11 protein-coding genes and 1 pseudogene are annotated in these 15,305 nt (G+C 70.2%); 5 read left to right on the top strand and 7 right to left on the bottom strand.

Going from position 1 to position 15,305, the window contains the following annotated elements; all coding sequences use genetic code 11:
• Positions 1–37: 37 nt before the first annotated feature.
• The 6 genes from prsR to N5D62_RS21755 all read right to left on the bottom strand — a co-directional run bounded on the left by prsR (position 38) and on the right by N5D62_RS21755 (position 8,878).
• On the bottom strand, positions 38–1,402 hold the full coding sequence (gene prsR, locus N5D62_RS21730) for a PEP-CTERM-box response regulator transcription factor (protein WP_279759983.1): 1,365 nt from the start codon (positions 1,400–1,402) through the stop codon (positions 38–40).
• The gene (gene prsK, locus N5D62_RS21735) at positions 1,399–3,537 is read right to left on the bottom strand and encodes an XrtA/PEP-CTERM system histidine kinase PrsK (protein ID WP_279759984.1); all 2,139 of its coding nucleotides are present in this window, start codon (positions 3,535–3,537) and stop codon (positions 1,399–1,401) included. Before prsK ends, prsR begins: the two co-directional genes overlap by 4 nt.
• An 86-nt stretch (positions 3,538–3,623) precedes the next feature.
• A complete protein-coding gene (locus N5D62_RS21740) occupies positions 3,624–5,003 on the bottom strand; it encodes a TIGR03013 family XrtA/PEP-CTERM system glycosyltransferase (RefSeq protein WP_279759985.1) in 1,380 nt (459 codons plus the stop codon).
• A gap of 462 nt (positions 5,004–5,465) precedes the next feature.
• Positions 5,466–6,608: a branched-chain amino acid ABC transporter substrate-binding protein gene (locus N5D62_RS21745; RefSeq protein ID WP_279759986.1), complete on the bottom strand. Its 1,143-nt coding sequence runs from the start codon at positions 6,606–6,608 to the stop codon at positions 5,466–5,468.
• A gap of 340 nt (positions 6,609–6,948) precedes the next feature.
• Positions 6,949–7,377, bottom strand: coding sequence for a DNA polymerase III subunit chi (locus tag N5D62_RS21750; RefSeq protein ID WP_279759987.1), 429 nt, complete (start codon positions 7,375–7,377; stop codon positions 6,949–6,951).
• Positions 7,378–7,414: 37 nt separating this feature from the next.
• Positions 7,415–8,878 carry a leucyl aminopeptidase gene (locus tag N5D62_RS21755; RefSeq protein WP_279759988.1) on the bottom strand — a complete coding sequence of 488 codons (1,464 nt, stop codon included), beginning with the start codon at positions 8,876–8,878 and terminating at the stop codon, positions 7,415–7,417.
• Between the two features lie 28 nt (positions 8,879–8,906).
• Between N5D62_RS21755 and lptF the strand changes: the two genes are divergently transcribed.
• From lptF to N5D62_RS21780, 5 genes are all read left to right on the top strand, one after another.
• On the top strand, positions 8,907–10,103 hold the full coding sequence (lptF, locus tag N5D62_RS21760) for an LPS export ABC transporter permease LptF (RefSeq protein WP_279759989.1): 1,197 nt from the start codon (positions 8,907–8,909) through the stop codon (positions 10,101–10,103).
• Positions 10,100–11,263 (top strand): LPS export ABC transporter permease LptG, encoded by a 1,164-nt coding sequence (gene lptG, locus N5D62_RS21765; protein WP_279759990.1) that lies wholly within the window; start codon positions 10,100–10,102, stop codon positions 11,261–11,263. Before lptF ends, lptG begins: the two co-directional genes overlap by 4 nt.
• A gap of 37 nt (positions 11,264–11,300) precedes the next feature.
• On the top strand, positions 11,301–11,726 hold the full coding sequence (locus N5D62_RS21770; protein ID WP_279759991.1) for a CbiX/SirB N-terminal domain-containing protein: 426 nt from the start codon (positions 11,301–11,303) through the stop codon (positions 11,724–11,726).
• A gap of 7 nt (positions 11,727–11,733) precedes the next feature.
• Positions 11,734–12,678 (top strand): CysB family HTH-type transcriptional regulator, encoded by a 945-nt coding sequence (locus N5D62_RS21775; protein WP_279759992.1) that lies wholly within the window; start codon positions 11,734–11,736, stop codon positions 12,676–12,678.
• A 68-nt stretch (positions 12,679–12,746) separates the two neighbouring features.
• The gene (locus N5D62_RS21780; protein WP_279759993.1) at positions 12,747–13,916 is read left to right on the top strand and encodes a pyridoxal phosphate-dependent aminotransferase; all 1,170 of its coding nucleotides are present in this window, start codon (positions 12,747–12,749) and stop codon (positions 13,914–13,916) included.
• Positions 13,917–13,928: 12 nt separating this feature from the next.
• On the opposite strand, the pseudogene N5D62_RS21785 reads toward N5D62_RS21780, so the two are convergent.
• Positions 13,929–15,305 (bottom strand): annotated as a pseudogene (locus tag N5D62_RS21785) (hypothetical protein); the annotation flags it as partial.

Below are 15,305 nucleotides of genomic sequence, written 5' to 3' on the forward strand. Positions count from 1 at the left end.
TGGAGGAGCCGCGGCGCCGCCGGGAACAGCGGCCCGCTCAGGCCTTGACGCCGAGCCGGGCCATCAGATCGTACAGAGTCGGCCGGCTCACGCCCAGCAGGTCGGCGGCCTTGGCGATGTTGCCGTCGGTGCGCGCCAGCGCGGCCACCACGGCCTGGCGCTCGGCGCGCTCGCGCACGGAGCGCAGGTCCAGGTCGGCCTCGTCGGCGGGCGCGTCGCCGGCGGGCACCGGCAGGTTGAGGTCGTCGGCGGTGATGCGGTCGCCGTCGGCCATGATCGACGCGCGCTTCATGACGTTCTGCAGCTCGCGCACGTTGCCGGGCCAGCGATGCGCCTCGACCGCGCGGATCGCGTCGTCGGCCAGGCGCAGGATCGGGCGGCGCTGCTCGGACGAGAAGCGGCGCAGGAAGGCATGGCTCAGCAGCACCGCGTCGCCGACGCGGTCGCGCAGCGGCGGGATGTCCACGACGATCTCGGCCAGGCGGTAGAACAGGTCCTCGCGGAACAGGCCCTGCGCGATCTTGGCCTTCAGGTCCTGGTGCGTCGCGCCGACGATGCGCACGTCCACCGGGATCTCCTGGCGGCCGCCCAGGCGCTCGATGCTGCGCTCCTGCAGGAAACGCAGCAGCTTGGCCTGCAGCGGCATCGGCAGGTCGCCGATCTCGTCGAGCATCAGCGTGCCGCCGTGCGCGGTCTCGATCTTGCCGACCGTGGTCTTGGTCGCGCCGGTGAAGGCGCCGCGCTCGTAGCCGAAGAGCTCGCTCTCGAGCAGCGCCTCGGGAATGGCCGCGCAGTTGATCGCGACGAAGCGGCCCTTGCGCTTGGAGGCGTCGTGCAGCGACTGCGCCAGCACCTCCTTGCCGGTGCCGCTCTCGCCCAGCAGCAGCACGGTGGCGTCGCTGCCGGCCACGCGCTCGACGGTGCGGCAGATGCGCTGCATCTGCGCGTCGCGGGTGAGCAGCCGGCCGGTGGGCTCGCCGTCCTGCTGCGTCAGCAGGCGCCGGTTCTCCTGCTGCAGCTCGTGCAGGCGCATCGCGCGCTCCACGGTCAGCACCAGCACGTCGGGATCGACCGGCTTGGACAGGAAGTCGTAGGCGCCCATGCGGATCGCCCGCAGCGCGTTGTTCTGGTCGTTCTGGCCGGTCAGCACGATCACCTTGGTGCCGGGCTCCAGCTCGATCAGCTTCTCGAGCAGCTTGAAGCCCTCGGAGACCGAGTCCTGGTCGGGCGGCAGCCCCAGGTCCATCGTCACCACCGGCGGCTTGTGGCGGCGGAACTGCAGCACGGCGCTGGCGACATCGTCGGCGGTGACCGACTCGAAGCGGTCCATCGACCACTTCAGTTGCTTCTGCAGCGCGAGGTCGTCCTCGACGATCAGCAGCGACGGGGGTTGGGCGCTCATCGCGCCTCCACCAGGCCGGCGTCGCTGCCCGACTGGGCGAAAAACAGCGGCAGCAAGATGGTGACCTTGGTGCCTCGTCCGGGCGCGCTTTCCACGTTGATCTTCCCCCCTAGTTCCTGCAGGTACTGGTAGCTCTCGTAGGCGCCGATGCCCATGCCCGCCGCCTTCGTCGTCTGGAACGGCTTGAACAGCCGCTGCTCGATGAACTCCTGCGACATGCCGCAGCCAGTATCTTCCACTTCCACCTGCGCGTGGCTGCCCACGCGCTGCAGCCGCATCGCGACGCGGCCGTCGATCGGCGTGGCGTCCAGCGCGTTCTGCACGACGTGGCCGAGCACGCGCTCGATGCGTTCCTCATGGCCGCGCGCGCTGACCTCGTCGCGCAGCTCCAGCTCCAGCGCGCGGCCCTTGCTGACGGCCGCCGCGGCCAGCCGCCGCGCGATCGCCGTCAGCGCCACGCCGCCGGCGCTGCCGTGATGGGGCTTGTCGCCCTCGCGCAATTGCAGCATCAGCTGGCGCATCTTCTCCAGCGAGTTTTCCACCGTGTCCAGCATGTCCTGCTGGAACTCCGGGTTGTCGCGCAGCCGCTTGGCGTTCTTCATCATCAGCGACAGCTGCGTGACGATGTTCTTGAGGTCGTGCACGACGAAGGCCGACATGCGGTTGAAGGCCTCGAACTTGCGCGCCTCCAGCAGCGCCTCGGCCGCCTGCATCTGCGCCAGGTAGCTGGCCGCCTGCTGGGCCGCGGTGCGCAGCAGGTCGCGCACTTCCCAGTCCAGCTCGAGCCGCGTGCGCGGCTGGCCCAGGATCACCCAGCCGGTCAGCGCGCCGGCGTTGATCAGCGGGACCAGCAGCCAGTGGCGCGCGTCCGCGGCGAGCGCGTCGGGCAGCGGCGCGTGCTCGTAGGCGCCGGCGTCGCGGCGCCATTCGTCCAGGTCGACGATCCAGGCCCGCTCGCGCAGCAGCCGCAGCAGCGCGGCGTCGGCCACCAGCGGCTGGCGGTCGTCGTTGAGGTTCCAGCGCGCGGCCTGCTGGTACTCGTCGCCGGCGCCGGTGGCCGGCGCGCGGCGCAGCCACAACGCCCCGGACGGGCTCTCCACCAGGTGCGCCAGGCCGCGGATCACCGATTCGCCCAGCTCCGCCGGCGACGCGCTGGCCGACAGCATCGCGGTGAAGCGCAGCCATTCCTGCCGGTAGTCGTAGCGGTAGCTGAAGAAATGCTTGCTGATGTAGACGCGCAGCTTGGCCCGCAGCGAGCCCGACAGGCCCATCGTCAGCAGCGCCATCACGCCCACGGCCAGCAGCACCTGCTGCAGCGCGCGGCCCCATTCGCCGCCGGTGTAGCGCACGTAGTAGCCGATGCCGGACACGCCCAGCAGGTACACGCCCACGATCAGCAGCGTGGCCGAATGGAAGGCGGCGGTGCGCGAGACGTGGAGCTTGTCCAGCCACTTCTTGTGGCGGCGGCTGGCCAGCCACAGCAGCGGCACGGCCAGGCTGTGCACCGCCGCGCGCACGCTCAGCGCGTCGCCGTCGAACTGCTGGAACAGCGAGGCCTGCGAGAACACGAACACGTCGAACGCGAAGACCGCGCCCAGGCCCAGGCAGACCGGCTTGGCGTTCCAGCGCGCGTCGCTGTGGATGTTGCGCAGCATCTGCTCGAGCAGCACCAGCCCGAAGATGCCCAGGCCCAGCCAGGCCATCGTCAGCGGGCGCTGCATCTCGGTCAGCGGCGCGTCGCCCCAGTAGCGCCACAGCGGCAGCGCCACGGCCGTGGCCACGCCGGCCCAGGCCAGCGCCTGCAGCGGGCGCGCGACGCCGGCGCTGCGCGGCCGGCCGTCGTCGCCGCGCGATTCGATCAGGGCCAGGATGAAGGAGAACCAGGCGCCGTAGCGCAGCGCGTCGCACACCGGCAGCAGCACCAGCGCGGGCCACTGGCGGTCGGCCAGCCAGCCCTGCTCGACCGCGGCGTCAAGCGCGGCCCACAGCGCGCTGAGCAGCAGCGCGGCCTCGAGCCGCAGCGCGCGGCGCCGGTGCTGGCCGAACTGGGGCAGCACCACGACCGCCAGGGCCAGGTGCGCCAATACCGCGACGATCCCCGACGCGGCGCCGAGGCTCAAGGCGTGTTCCCACATGGGTCAGGGTCCCGGCGCGCGCGCCGCGGTCTGCGAGGACGGACGCGGGCGCGGAACGCGGGGAGCGGGATGCTCCGACGCCGCGCTCAGCGCGCCCCCCGGCCCGTCAGGACCACGGCCACCGTCTCGAGCATGATCAGCAGGTCGAGGAACAGCGTGTGGTTCTTGACGTAGTACAGGTCGTACTGGAGCTTCTCCAGCGAATCCTCGATGGTCGAGCCGTATTCGTAGCGGACCTGCGCCCAGCCGGTCACGCCCGGCTTGACGCTGTGGCGCACCGCGTAATACGGGATCTGCGCCACCAGCTCGTCGACGAAGAACGGCCGCTCCGGACGCGGGCCGACCATGCTCATCTCGCCGCGCAGCACGTTGATCAGCTGCGGCAGCTCGTCGATGCGGACCTTGCGGATGAAGTTGCCGACGCGGGTGACGCGGGCGTCGTTCTTGGTCGCCCACTGGGGGCGGCCGTCCTTCTCGGCGTCGTTGCGCATGCTGCGGAACTTGATCACCTTGAAGGTCGCGCCGTTCAGGCCCACGCGCTCCTGCGTGTAGAAGACGCCGCCGGGCGATTCCAGCTTGATCAGCAGCGCGGTGACCGCCATGATCGGCGCGGTCGCCACCAGCAGCACCAGCGAGGACACCAGGTCGAAGACGCGCTTGACGGCGCTGCGCAGCACGCCCTGGTTGAAGCCGTCGCCGAAGATCAGCCAGCCGGCGTGGACGTGGCTGATCTTGATCTGCGCCAGCGTCTTCTCGAAGTAGGTGGCCAGGTCCACGACGCGGATGCCGTAGAGCTTGCAGTCCAGCAGCTGGCGCAGCGGCATGGAGCCGCCCCGGCGCTCGGACAGCGCCACGACGATCTCGTCCACGCCCAGGCGCATCGCGGCGTCGGTCAGGCTTTCGCCGGCGGCCAGCAGCTCGTGCGCGGGGACCTGCGGATCGACCTCGTTGGGGCCCGGCAGGAAACCGACGATCTGCGCGTGCGGGTCGGCGGCGCGCAGGCTCTCGCTGACGGCCAGCGCGGCGTGGCCGCTGCCGAAGATCAGGATCTTGGTGCGGCCCGCGCCCTGGGCGCCGGAGTGCGCGGCGTAGACGCGGTGCACCATCACCAGCGCCACGGCCAGCATCGCGGTGGTGGTCAGCAGGTCGCGGTGGGAGACGGTCGCGGGGATCAGGCTGAACAGGCCGTAGGCCAGCGGCAGGCCGATCAGCAGCGCGAACAGCGCGCGGGCGCAGGACTGCGTCAGCGAGCGCTTGTGGGATTGGGAGTAGAGGCCCGAGGCCGAGTTGATGACGAACATGCCGCCGGCCAGGGACAGGCCGTAGGACGCCGCGAAGCTCATCATGTGATCGCTGGTGCCCTGGCTCAGCGCGACCGCGAACACCGCCGCCACGATCAGGCCCAGGTCGAAGAGCACCTGGATCAGGGTACGACGATGGAGGTAGTGGTTAAAGATTCGAATCATGCCCGTCCCCAAAGCTGGTCACGGCATCCTCGGAGGATGCTCTCGCCGACCCGGGTGAACCTCTCAGACCGCTCGCCGCGAACGCCTTGGCCTCCAGGGGAGGCCCGGTTCGCTGCGGGGGGCATCATGCCTCCCACCCCCAGGCTTGAAAGCCCCCTGTTTGCAGGGGCGTCCGCCTTGCAATCCGACTCGGTTGAACCCGGTCCGGCGAGCGCCGCCGGATCCCCGAATCGATCCCGCGGCACGTCGACGGGGGCCATTGTCTGTAGGCCCCGGGAGGTGCAAACCCCCTGACTGAATGCTTTCAGGGGCTCTCGTGCGGGAATGCACGCGAGTGAGGGGGTGATCCCTCGATCAGGGGACAGGGCGATGTCGTCCCGACGTCGCGCTGTCAGAGAGAAAGCGTGAAAGAAAAACGCCCACCGAAGTGGGCGTTCCTCTACCTTGCAGCGCCTGTCTAAATCAGCGCACGACCGCGAGTTGCTCGCGGTTGCCACCCTTGTAGGTGTACAGCGTCAGCGCGCCGTTCTTGATGTCGCCCTTGGCGTCGAACGCGATCTTGCCGGTCACGCCGTTGTAATCCGAGGTCTTGGCCAGCACGGGCAGGTAGACCTTGGGATCGGCGGACTTGGCCTTGACCATCGCGTCGACCATCACGTTGACCGCGTCATAGACGTACGGGGCGTAGATCTGGACCTCGACCTTGTACTTGTCCTTGAACTTGGTCTTGAAGGCGTCGAGCGACTTCTTCGACTCGCCTTCCACGCCGCCGGCTTCCGCGCAGACGACCTGGCTGTCGGCGATCGTGCCGGCGGACAGCTTGGGCAGTTCGGCCGTGCAGATGCCGTCGCCGCCCATGAACTTGGCCTCGATGCCCAGCTGCTTCATCTGGCGCAGCATCGGGCCGGCCACGGCGTCCATGCCGCCGAAGAAGACGACGTCGGGCTTCTTGCCCTTCAGGGAGGTCAGGATGGCGGTGAAGTCCGTGGCCTTGTCGTTGGTGAACTCGCGGCCGACGACCTTGCCGCCGGCGGCCTTGACGCCCTTCTCGAACTCGTCGGCGACGCCCTGGCCGTAGGCGGTGCGGTCGTCGATGACGGCGATGGACTTGCCCTTGAGCTGCGTCACGGCGTACTTGCCCAGCGTGCCGCCCAGGTGCACGTCATCGGCCACCACGCGGAACGCGGTCTTGTAGCCGTTGCGGGTGTACTTGGGGTTGGTCGCCGAGGGCGAGATCTGCGGGATGCCGGCGTCGCTGTAGATCTTGGACGCGGGAATGGTCGTGCCCGAGTTCAGGTGGCCGATCACGCCGTTGACCTTGGAGTCGACCAGCTTCTGCGCCGCGGCCGTGCCCTGCTTCGGATCGCCGGCGTCGTCTTCGGCCAGCAGCTCGAACTTGACCTTCTTGCCGCCGATCGTCACGCCCTTGGCGTTGAGTTCGTCGATGGCCATCTTGGCGCCCAGTTCATTGTCCTTGCCCAGGTGCGCGATGGCGCCGCTGGTCGGACCCACGTGGCCGATCTTGACCACCGCGTCCTGCGCCATGGCGGCGCCGCTCACGGTAATGGCGATTGCGCCCACGATCACATTCAGCTTGGATTGCATCTAGGAACCTCCGACTCGGGATATGTGGAATGACGTTGAGTTCTCAACGCGAGCGACCATACCCCGAAAGACGGAGCCGTTTCCATAGTGAAAATGCTGTGAACGTCCTCACGGACCGGGCGTTGTCGCGCCCCTGTCACCGGGGCAAACCCGGATAGTTTTCGCAGGAGTGCGACGGCGCACACACCCCTCGCACGCGGAGTGCGGAAATCCGCCCAATCGCCCCGTCCGGACGCCCGTTCGGGCCCTGTCCATGGGCATCGCGGCACCACGGCGGCGCGGCCGGCACCAGGCTGGCGCCGCCGCTCGCAGGGCGGCGCGATGACAGGAATCCGCCGGCTCAAGCCGACAGGACGTGGTGATTCAGCGTGAGGCCGAGCGCCTTGTAGGCCTTGAAGCGGCCGCGTCCCGCGGCGACCTGTTCGGCATCGGTGGAGACCAGCTCCAGCACGCGCTCGAAGCGCTCGAGTCCCGGCGGCACGCCGGGCTCGAAGTTGAGCAAGACCCGGCACCCGGCCAGCGCGTCGAGCTGGTCCGACAACAGGATCGGCGTGCGCTCGCGCAGCAGCGCCGGCGTGTCGCCGCGCAGCAGCACATGGGGCAGGAACTCGCCCGGCTCGAAGGTCCAGAGGGTCTGGTCCAGCCGCTCGAGCAGCCGCATCGGCCCCCAGACCCCGACGCTCAGCCCGGCCGCCTGCGTCTTGCGCAGCAGGCGGCAGGCGTAGACCTGGCGGTCGGGCACGCCGGTATAGAAGTTGACCTCCGTCACCGGACCCGCCCTTCCCGCTGCTTTCCCGATCGGACGTTCAGCGGACCTGCGACAGCACGAAGTGCGTCAGCAGGCCGACCGGACGGCCGGTGGCGCCCTTGGCGCCGCCGCCCTTCCAGGCGGTGCCGGCGATGTCCAGGTGGCCCCAGCGGTACTTCGAGGCGAAGCGCTGCAGGAACTTCGCGGCGGTGATGGAACCGCCCTCGCGGCCGGCGACGTTGGCGACGTCGGCGAAGTTGGTCTTCAGGCCGTCGGCGTAGTCGTCGTCCAGCGGCAGGCGCCAGCACGGGTCCAGCGCCGTCTCGCCGGCGGCGCTCAGCGCGGCGGCCAGTTCGTCGTCGCTGGCGTACATGCCGGAGCGCACGCCGCCCAGCGCGATCACGCAGGCGCCGGTCAGCGTCGCGACGTCGACGACGGCCGCGGGCTTGAAGCGCTCGGCGTAGGTCAGCGCGTCGCACAGGATCAGCCGGCCTTCGGCGTCGGTGTTCAGGATCTCGATCGTCTGGCCCGACATCGAGGTCACCACGTCGCCAGGCTTGACCGCGCGGCCGCTGGGCATGTTCTCGCAGGCGGCGATCAGCACGACCAGGTTGACCTTGGGCTTGAGCTCGGCCACCGCGCGCAGCGTGCCCAGCACCGAGGCCGCGCCGCCCATGTCGAACTTCATCTCGTCCATGCCGGCGCCCGGCTTGAGCGAGATGCCGCCCGAGTCGAAGGTGATGCCCTTGCCCACCAGCACGACCGGGGCCTGCGTCTTGGCGGCGCCCTCGTACTTGGCGACGATGAATCTGGGCGGCACGTCGGAGCCCTTGGCCACCGACAGGAACGAGCCCATGCCCAGCTTCTCGATGCCCTTCTGGTCCAGCACCTCGACCTTGATGCCGTGGCTCTTGGTCAGCGCCTTGGTCTGGTCGGCCAGGTAGGCCGGCGTGGCGACGTTGGGCGGCAGGTTGGCGCACTCGCGCGCCACGGCGATGCCGGCGCCGATGGCCTGGCCGCGCGCCAGGCCGGCCTTGACCGCCTTGGCATCGTCCTTGCCGTGCAGCAGGGCGATCTTCGTCAGCTTGGACGCGGCGGGCGCGCTGGGCTTGGTCTCGCGGTAGACGTAGACCGCGTCCTGCGCGGCCAGCACGGTCTGCTCGGCCAGGGACTCGGCCAGTTCGGCGCCGAAGCCGGCGTAGGCCACCGAGGCGCCGGTGGCGCCCTTGCCCTTGAGCTGGCCCAGCGCCGCGCCGAGCGCGGCGCGGGCCGCCTTCAGCGTGGCGGCGCCGCTGGCGGCGACGACCAGGCGAGGCGCCTTCAGGCCGGCGGGACGCACCAGGGTCAAGACCTGACCCGCCTTGAACTCGAAGTCGCCGAGCTTGACGGCGTCCTTGACGAGCGCGGTCACGGTCTTGTCGAGCGCCGCCGGCAGGCTGTCGCCCGCAACGACCAGCACGAGGGCGTCGGCGCCATGCGACGCCAGTGCGTCGAGGGACGCGGGCTGAGAGCGAAAGTCCATAATGCCGAGAAGTAGATAGAGTGCCCGGATGTTATTCGATTCATCAGTACGCAAAGAACTGGCCCGCAGTTTCGGACTGGCCTTCGTGGTCATCCTGACCATCGTCGTGACGATGCTGCTGGTGCGCTCGCTCGGCATGGCGGCCAAGGGCACGGTGGCGCCGCAGCACGTGCTGCTGTCGCTGGGCTACCTGGCGCTGGCGCAGTTGCCGGTGATGCTGAGCCTGTCGCTGTTCGTGGCGGTCGTCATGTCGCTGGCGCGCATGTACAAGGAATCGGAGATGACCATCTGGTTCGCCTCCGGCCTGGGCCTGACGCGCTTCGTGCGGCCGGTGCTGACGATGGCCTCGCCGGTGCTGGTGGTGGTCACGGTGCTGATGACCATCGTGTGGCCCTGGAGCAATGACAACAGCGCCCAGCTGCGCGAGCAGTTCGAGCAACGCAGCGACCTGTCGCGCGTCGCGCCGGGCCAGTTCCAGACCTCCAACGACGGCTCGCGGGTGTTCTTCATCGAGCGCGATCCCGCCGACGAGGCCGCCGCGCGCAACGTCTTCATCATGAGCAACACGCCGCACCTGGAGTCGGTCACGACCTCGGCGCGCGGCGCGCTGCAGTACCTGAACAACCAGCGCGTGCTGGTGCTCGACCACGGCCAGCGCAACGACGTCGACCTGCGCAACGGCGACAAGTCGGTGGCGCGCTTCCAGCAGTACCGCGTGGTGGTGGACGACGAGGTGATGCGCGCCGGCGGCACGCGCGCGCCCAAGACCCGGCCGACGCTGGACCTGCTGCGCGACCGCGGCCCGCAGAACGACGGCGAGCTGGCGTGGCGCTTCGGCATGATCCTGGGCTGCGTGAACCTGGTGCTGCTGGGCATCGGCATCTCGGCGACCAACCCGCGGCGCGCGAGCAACTGGAACCTGCTGTTCGCGCTGCTCGCGTTCATCGTCTACTTCAACCTGATCAACCTGACCCAGACCTGGGTGGTCGGCGGCAAGATGAAGCTGGGCCCGGCGATGCTGGCGCTGCACGGCGGCGCCCTCGTCGTGACGCTGCTCCTGCTGCTGTGGCGCGAACAGGGCGCGCGCCTGGGCGCGCCGCGCAGCGGCGTGCTCCCGGCGCCGCCGGAGAACCCGGCCTATGCCGAGACCGTCCTGGGCCCGGTCCCGGCCTCGGTCATCGCGCCGGCCTCGATGTCGTCGTCCACGCCGGGAGTGCCCACATGAGAACCGTCCGGCGGCTGCTGTACCGCGACATCCTGAGCTCCTTCGCCCTGGTCATGGCCGGGTTCCTGGCGCTGTTCTTCTTCCTGGACTTCATCGACGACCTGGACCGCTTCCAGCGCCTGGGCCTGGGCATCGGGCTGGCGGTCTGGTCCAGCGTGCTCAAGCTGCCGGGGCGCTTCTACGAGCTGATGCCGATCGCGGTGCTGATCGGCACGATCTTCAGCATGGCGCGCCTGGCCCAGTCCAGCGAGTTCACCATCCTGCGCACCGGCGGCCTGGGGCCGCAGCGGGCGCTGGGGCTGCTGAGCGTGATGGCGCTGGCCTTCGCGGTGCTGGCCTTCGTCGTGGGCGACTTCGTCAACCCGTGGGCGGACAAGCAGGCGCAGCTGCTGAAGTCCTCGGCCAGCGGCGGCGTCACCAACGCGCAGGGCGCCTGGATGAAGGACCGCGACGGCGACTTCACCTACGCGGTCCACGTCGGGCGCGCGCGCTCCAACGGGATCATGGAGGACGTGCTGATCTTCGAGTTCGACAGCAAGGGCGCGATGGCGACGCGGCTCACGGCCAAGGACGCCACCGTCGATCCCTCGGGCCGCTGGATGATGAACGAGGTGCGCCTGACCCAGTGGTCGCACGGGGCGACGCCGCTGAGCCGCCCGGCCGCCGCGGCGCCGCAGCCCAAGGACCCGGCCGCGCCGCAGGACAAGCTGGCCGAGAACCCGGCCGTGCGCGAGATCCTGCTGCCGAAGTACGAGTGGCAGAGCCAGCTGCCCTCGGGCGTGGTCTCCGCGGCGGTGCAGCCGACCTGGAACATGTCGACGCTGGAGCTGTACCGCTACACGCGCCACCTGTCCTCGCAGGAGCAGTCGTCGGCGCAGCCGGAGATCCAGTTCTGGCGCAAGGCCTTCTATCCGTTCGCCTGCATGGTGATGGTGGCGCTGGCGCTGCCGTTCGCCTATTTGCACTTCCGCTCGGGCGGCATCAGCGTGAAGGTCTTCGGCGGCATCATGCTGGGCATCAGCTTCGTGGTGCTGAACGCGATCACCGGCCACCTGGGTCTGCTGCGCGACTGGACGCCCTGGCTCGTGGCCTCGGCGCCCAGCCTGCTGTACCTGGGCATCTCGATGGCCGCGTTCTACTGGCTGGTCCGCTATCGATGACCGATCGCCGACCGCCTCGTCTGACGGAGGGATTCTGATGGACGGTCTGCTGCTCTTCGCCCACGGGGCCCGCGATCCGGCCTGGGCCGCGCCGTTCCAGGCCATCGCCGCGGAACTGCAGGGCCGGCGCCCGGAACTGCCCATCGCGCTGGCCTACCTGGAGCTGATGACGCCCGACATCGCCACCGCCGCCGGCGCGCTGGCCGCGCTCGGGTGCACCCGCATCCAGGTCGTGCCGATGTTCCTGGGCGCCAGCGGCCACGTGCGGCGCGACGTGCCGCCGCTCATCGAGTCGCTGCGCGCGGCGCACCCGCGCGTGCTGTTCGTGCTGCACGACGCGATCGGCGAGCAGCCGTCGGTGATCCGCGCGATGGCCGGCGCGACGCTGGACCTGATCTCCACCGTCACCCTCCCCGCCGACCCGCTCGACCCGGCCCGCCCGACCGTCCTTCCCCTGTCGTGATCCCGCCATGAACCTGCACCAGTTCCGTTTCGTGCAAGAGGCCGCGCGCCGCAACCTCAACCTGACCGAGACGGCCAAGGCCCTCTACACCTCGCAGCCCGGCGTCTCCAAGGCGATCCTGGAGCTGGAGGAGGAACTCGGCGTCGACATCTTCTCGCGCCACGGTAAGCGCCTGCGCAGCATCACCGAGCCCGGCCGCCAGGTGCTCAAGTCGATCGAGATCATCATGCGCGAGGTGGGCAACCTCAAGCGCATCGGCGAGGAGTACTCCAAGCAGGACGTCGGCACGCTGTCGATCGCGACCACCCACACGCAGGCGCGCTACGTGCTGCCCGGCCCGGTCACGCAGCTGCGCAAGCAATTCCCGCAAGTCAACATCGGGCTGCACCAGGGCAGCCCGGACCAGGTCGCGCGCATGCTGATCGACGAGACCGCCGACGTGGGCCTGGCCACCGAGTCGCTGTCGCAGTTCGAGGAGCTCGTGACGCTGCCCGCCTACGAATGGCAGCACGTGCTGGTGATGCGCGCCGAGCACCCGCTGGCGCAGGTCGAGCGCATCGACCTGGAACACCTCGCGGCGCAGCCGCTGGTGTCCTACCACCCGAGCTTCACCGGCCGCACCCGCATCGACCGCGCCTTCGCGCAGCGCCAGCTGACGCCCAACATCGTGCTCGAGGCGATCGACTCGGACGTCATCAAGACCTATGTCCGGCTGGGCCTGGGCGTGGGCATCGTGGCCGAGATGGCGGTGCGCGAGGACCCGCCGGGCGGCGAGCTGGTCTCGCGGCCGCTGGGTCACCTGCTGGGCCAGAACGTCGCGCGCATCGCGTTCAAGCGCGGCGCCTATCTGCGCAACTACGTCTACAGCTTCGCCGAGCTGCTGTCGGACCGCCTCAACCGCACGCTGCTGCAGCGCGCGATGAGCGGCGACGCCAGCGATTACGACCTCTGATCGACCTCCGATCTCCCCCCGATCGACCCGATCTCCCCGATCGCTCCGTTCCCTGAAGGCTTCGTCCCATGCGCGTCCACACTCCCGTTCCCGCGAGCCGCCTGCCCCAGCTGGGGGTGACGGTGTTCAGCGTCATGTCGGCGCTGGCGCAGCAGCACCAGGCGGTCAACCTGGGCCAGGGCTTCCCGGACTTCGAAGGCGACCCGGCGCTGCTGGACGCGGTCGACGCCGCGATGCGCGCCGGCCACAACCAGTACCCGCCGATGCCGGGCGTGCCGGCGCTGCGCCAGGCGATCGCCGCCAAGGTCGGGACGCTCTACGGCCATGCCTACGACCCGGACGCCGAGATCACCGTCACCGCCGGCGCGACGCAGGCGATCCTGACGGCGCTGCTGGCCATCGTGCATCCTGGCGACGAGGTGATCGTGCTGGAGCCCGCCTACGACAGCTACGCGCCCAACATCGCGCTGGCCGGCGGCGTGCGGGTGCCGGTGCCGCTGGACCCGGCGACCTTCCGCCCGGACTTCGACCGCATCCGCGCCGCGCTGACGCCGCGCACGCGGGCGATCATGATCAACAGCCCGCACAACCCCAGCGGCGCGGTGTGGAACGCGGACGAGCTGCGCCAGCTGGCCGAACTGCTGGACGGCACCGAGGTGCTGGTGATCAGCGACGAGGTCTACGAGCACATGGTCTACGACGGCGGCGTGCACCAGAGCGTGTCGCGGCTGCCCGAGCTGGCGGCGCGCAGCTTCGTCGTGTCGAGCTTCGGCAAGACCTACCACGTGACCGGCTGGAAGGTCGGCTACGTGGCCGCGCCGGCGCCGCTGATGGCGGAGTTCCGCAAGGTCCACCAGTACAACGTGTTCACGGTGAACTCGGCGATGCAGCACGGCATCGCGGCCTACATGCGCGACCCGGCGCCCTACCTCGGCCTGGGCGACTTCTACCAGCGCAAGCGCGACCGCTTCCGCGCGGGGCTGGCCGGTTCGGCCTTCGCGCTGCGGCCCTGCCCCGGCAGCTACTTCCAGTGCGTCGATTACGGCGCCCTGCCCGCGCCCCTGGCCGCGTTGGACGACATGGCGATGTGCCAGTGGCTGACGCGCGAGATCGGCGTCGCCGCGATCCCGCTGTCCGCGTTCTACGGCGCCGGCAGCGACGCCAAGGTCATCCGCTTCTGTTTCGCGAAGAAGGACGAGACGCTGGACCTCGCGCTCGAGCGCCTCCAGCGGCTCTGACGCCCGGACGGCTCAGCGGCCCTTGGGCGGCCGCGTCGGCTCGTCGTCCTCGACCAGCGACAGGTCCAGGTCGATCGACTGGCTGAGGCTGGACCGCGGCAGCGTCGGCATGCCGGGCCCCGGCGGCGGCGACTGCCACACCATCGTGGCCATCTGGTCCGGATGCGAGGTCGCGTCCAGCGGCAGCACCACGTCGATCTCGTTGCCGTCGATCTCGTGCTCGGCGCGGTCGCGCGCCACCGCGTAGAGCAGCAGCAGGTCGCGGTAGGCCGGCAGGCCCAGGTCGCCGCTGTACTCCTGGTGCTGGGACAGCAGGTCCTGCAACAGGCTCATGCTGCCCTCGGGCTCGGTCCAGGCGGCCTCCAGGCGCTCGATGAGCTCGCCATGCGCCTCCAGGCCCTCGCCCTCGTTCAAGTCCTCGCTCCAGGACGGCGCGCGGGCGTGGAACTGCTCGGCGAAACGCGCGCCGACGCGGTCGAAGGCCTCGCGGTCGCCGCGGCGCTGGTACAGCTCCATCAGCTTGAGGAACGGCAGGCCGCTGGCCGCGTCGCGCAGGTTCAGGCGCGAGGACAGCAGCTCGATCGCCGCGTCGTCCTGGCCGAGCACCATGAAGAAGTCGACCTGCTGTTCCAGGTCGATCAGCTCCTCGACGGTCACCAGGCCGCCGGGCGCGCCCAGGTCGGACGAGAACGGCGCGGGACGGGTGTCGCCGCCGAACTGCAGGCTGGGCGGCGCCATCGCGTCCAGCGCGGCGAGCGCGTCCAGCGCGTCGTCGGCGGCGGTGGTCGCCGGCCGGGCCGGCGGGCGCGGCGGGATCGCCGGCGCGGGGGCCAGCGGCGCGGGCCGGGTCGGCTCCTCGCTGACGCTCAGCGGCATCGGGATCGTGGACGGCGCGGACGATGCCGACGGGCCGTCCATCGACAGGTGCGACATCAGCGGCGCCGGCGAGCTCTGCGGATCGGTCGGCGTGAACGGCGACGGACCGGTCGGCACCGGCGCCGGCGCCAGGGCCGGCTCGGCCGCCGGCGGCTGGACGGAATCGGTCAGCCAGTGTTGCGCGTCGCGCTTCTGCAGCCGGTTGCTGCGCCACAGGAGCAGGCTGCTGGCCGCCAGCGCCAGGCTCAGCAGGCTCAGCCCCAGCACCCAGGTCGACGAGGCCGCGCCGTTGCCGGCGGCATGCTCGCGCGCGGCCTGCAACTCCTGGCGCAGCGTGTTCATCGCGGCCAGCGTGCGCTTCTGCTCCGCCTGCATGTCGGCGATCTGCTTCTGCATCGCGGCCAGTTGCTCGCGCGCCTGCTCGGCGGCGCTTGCCGCGCTGGCGGCGGCTTCGGCGGCCAGCAGCGCGGGCGCGGGCATCTGCACCGCCTCCACCGGCTCCAGCGACAGGCG

The sequence above is a fragment of the Mitsuaria sp. GD03876 genome, from assembly GCF_029840635.1.
In the GTDB taxonomy this organism is placed as follows: Bacteria; Pseudomonadota; Gammaproteobacteria; order Burkholderiales; family Burkholderiaceae_C; genus Roseateles.

Bases quoted from the DNA above. Each gene is read 5' to 3' on its own strand.
- prsR (WP_279759983.1), bottom strand. From the start codon at position 1,402: ATGAGCGCCCAACCCCCGTCGCTGCTGATCGTCGAGGACGACCTCGCG.
- prsK (WP_279759984.1), bottom strand. From the start codon at position 3,537: ATGTGGGAACACGCCTTGAGCCTCGGCGCCGCGTCGGGGATCGTCGCG.
- N5D62_RS21740 (WP_279759985.1), bottom strand. From the start codon at position 5,003: ATGATTCGAATCTTTAACCACTACCTCCATCGTCGTACCCTGATCCAG.
- N5D62_RS21745 (WP_279759986.1), bottom strand. From the start codon at position 6,608: ATGCAATCCAAGCTGAATGTGATCGTGGGCGCAATCGCCATTACCGTG.
- N5D62_RS21755 (WP_279759988.1), bottom strand. From the start codon at position 8,878: ATGGACTTTCGCTCTCAGCCCGCGTCCCTCGACGCACTGGCGTCGCAT.
- lptF (WP_279759989.1), top strand. From the start codon at position 8,907: ATGTTATTCGATTCATCAGTACGCAAAGAACTGGCCCGCAGTTTCGGA.
- lptG (WP_279759990.1), top strand. From the start codon at position 10,100: ATGAGAACCGTCCGGCGGCTGCTGTACCGCGACATCCTGAGCTCCTTC.
- N5D62_RS21770 (WP_279759991.1), top strand. From the start codon at position 11,301: ATGGACGGTCTGCTGCTCTTCGCCCACGGGGCCCGCGATCCGGCCTGG.
- N5D62_RS21775 (WP_279759992.1), top strand. From the start codon at position 11,734: ATGAACCTGCACCAGTTCCGTTTCGTGCAAGAGGCCGCGCGCCGCAAC.
- N5D62_RS21780 (WP_279759993.1), top strand. From the start codon at position 12,747: ATGCGCGTCCACACTCCCGTTCCCGCGAGCCGCCTGCCCCAGCTGGGG.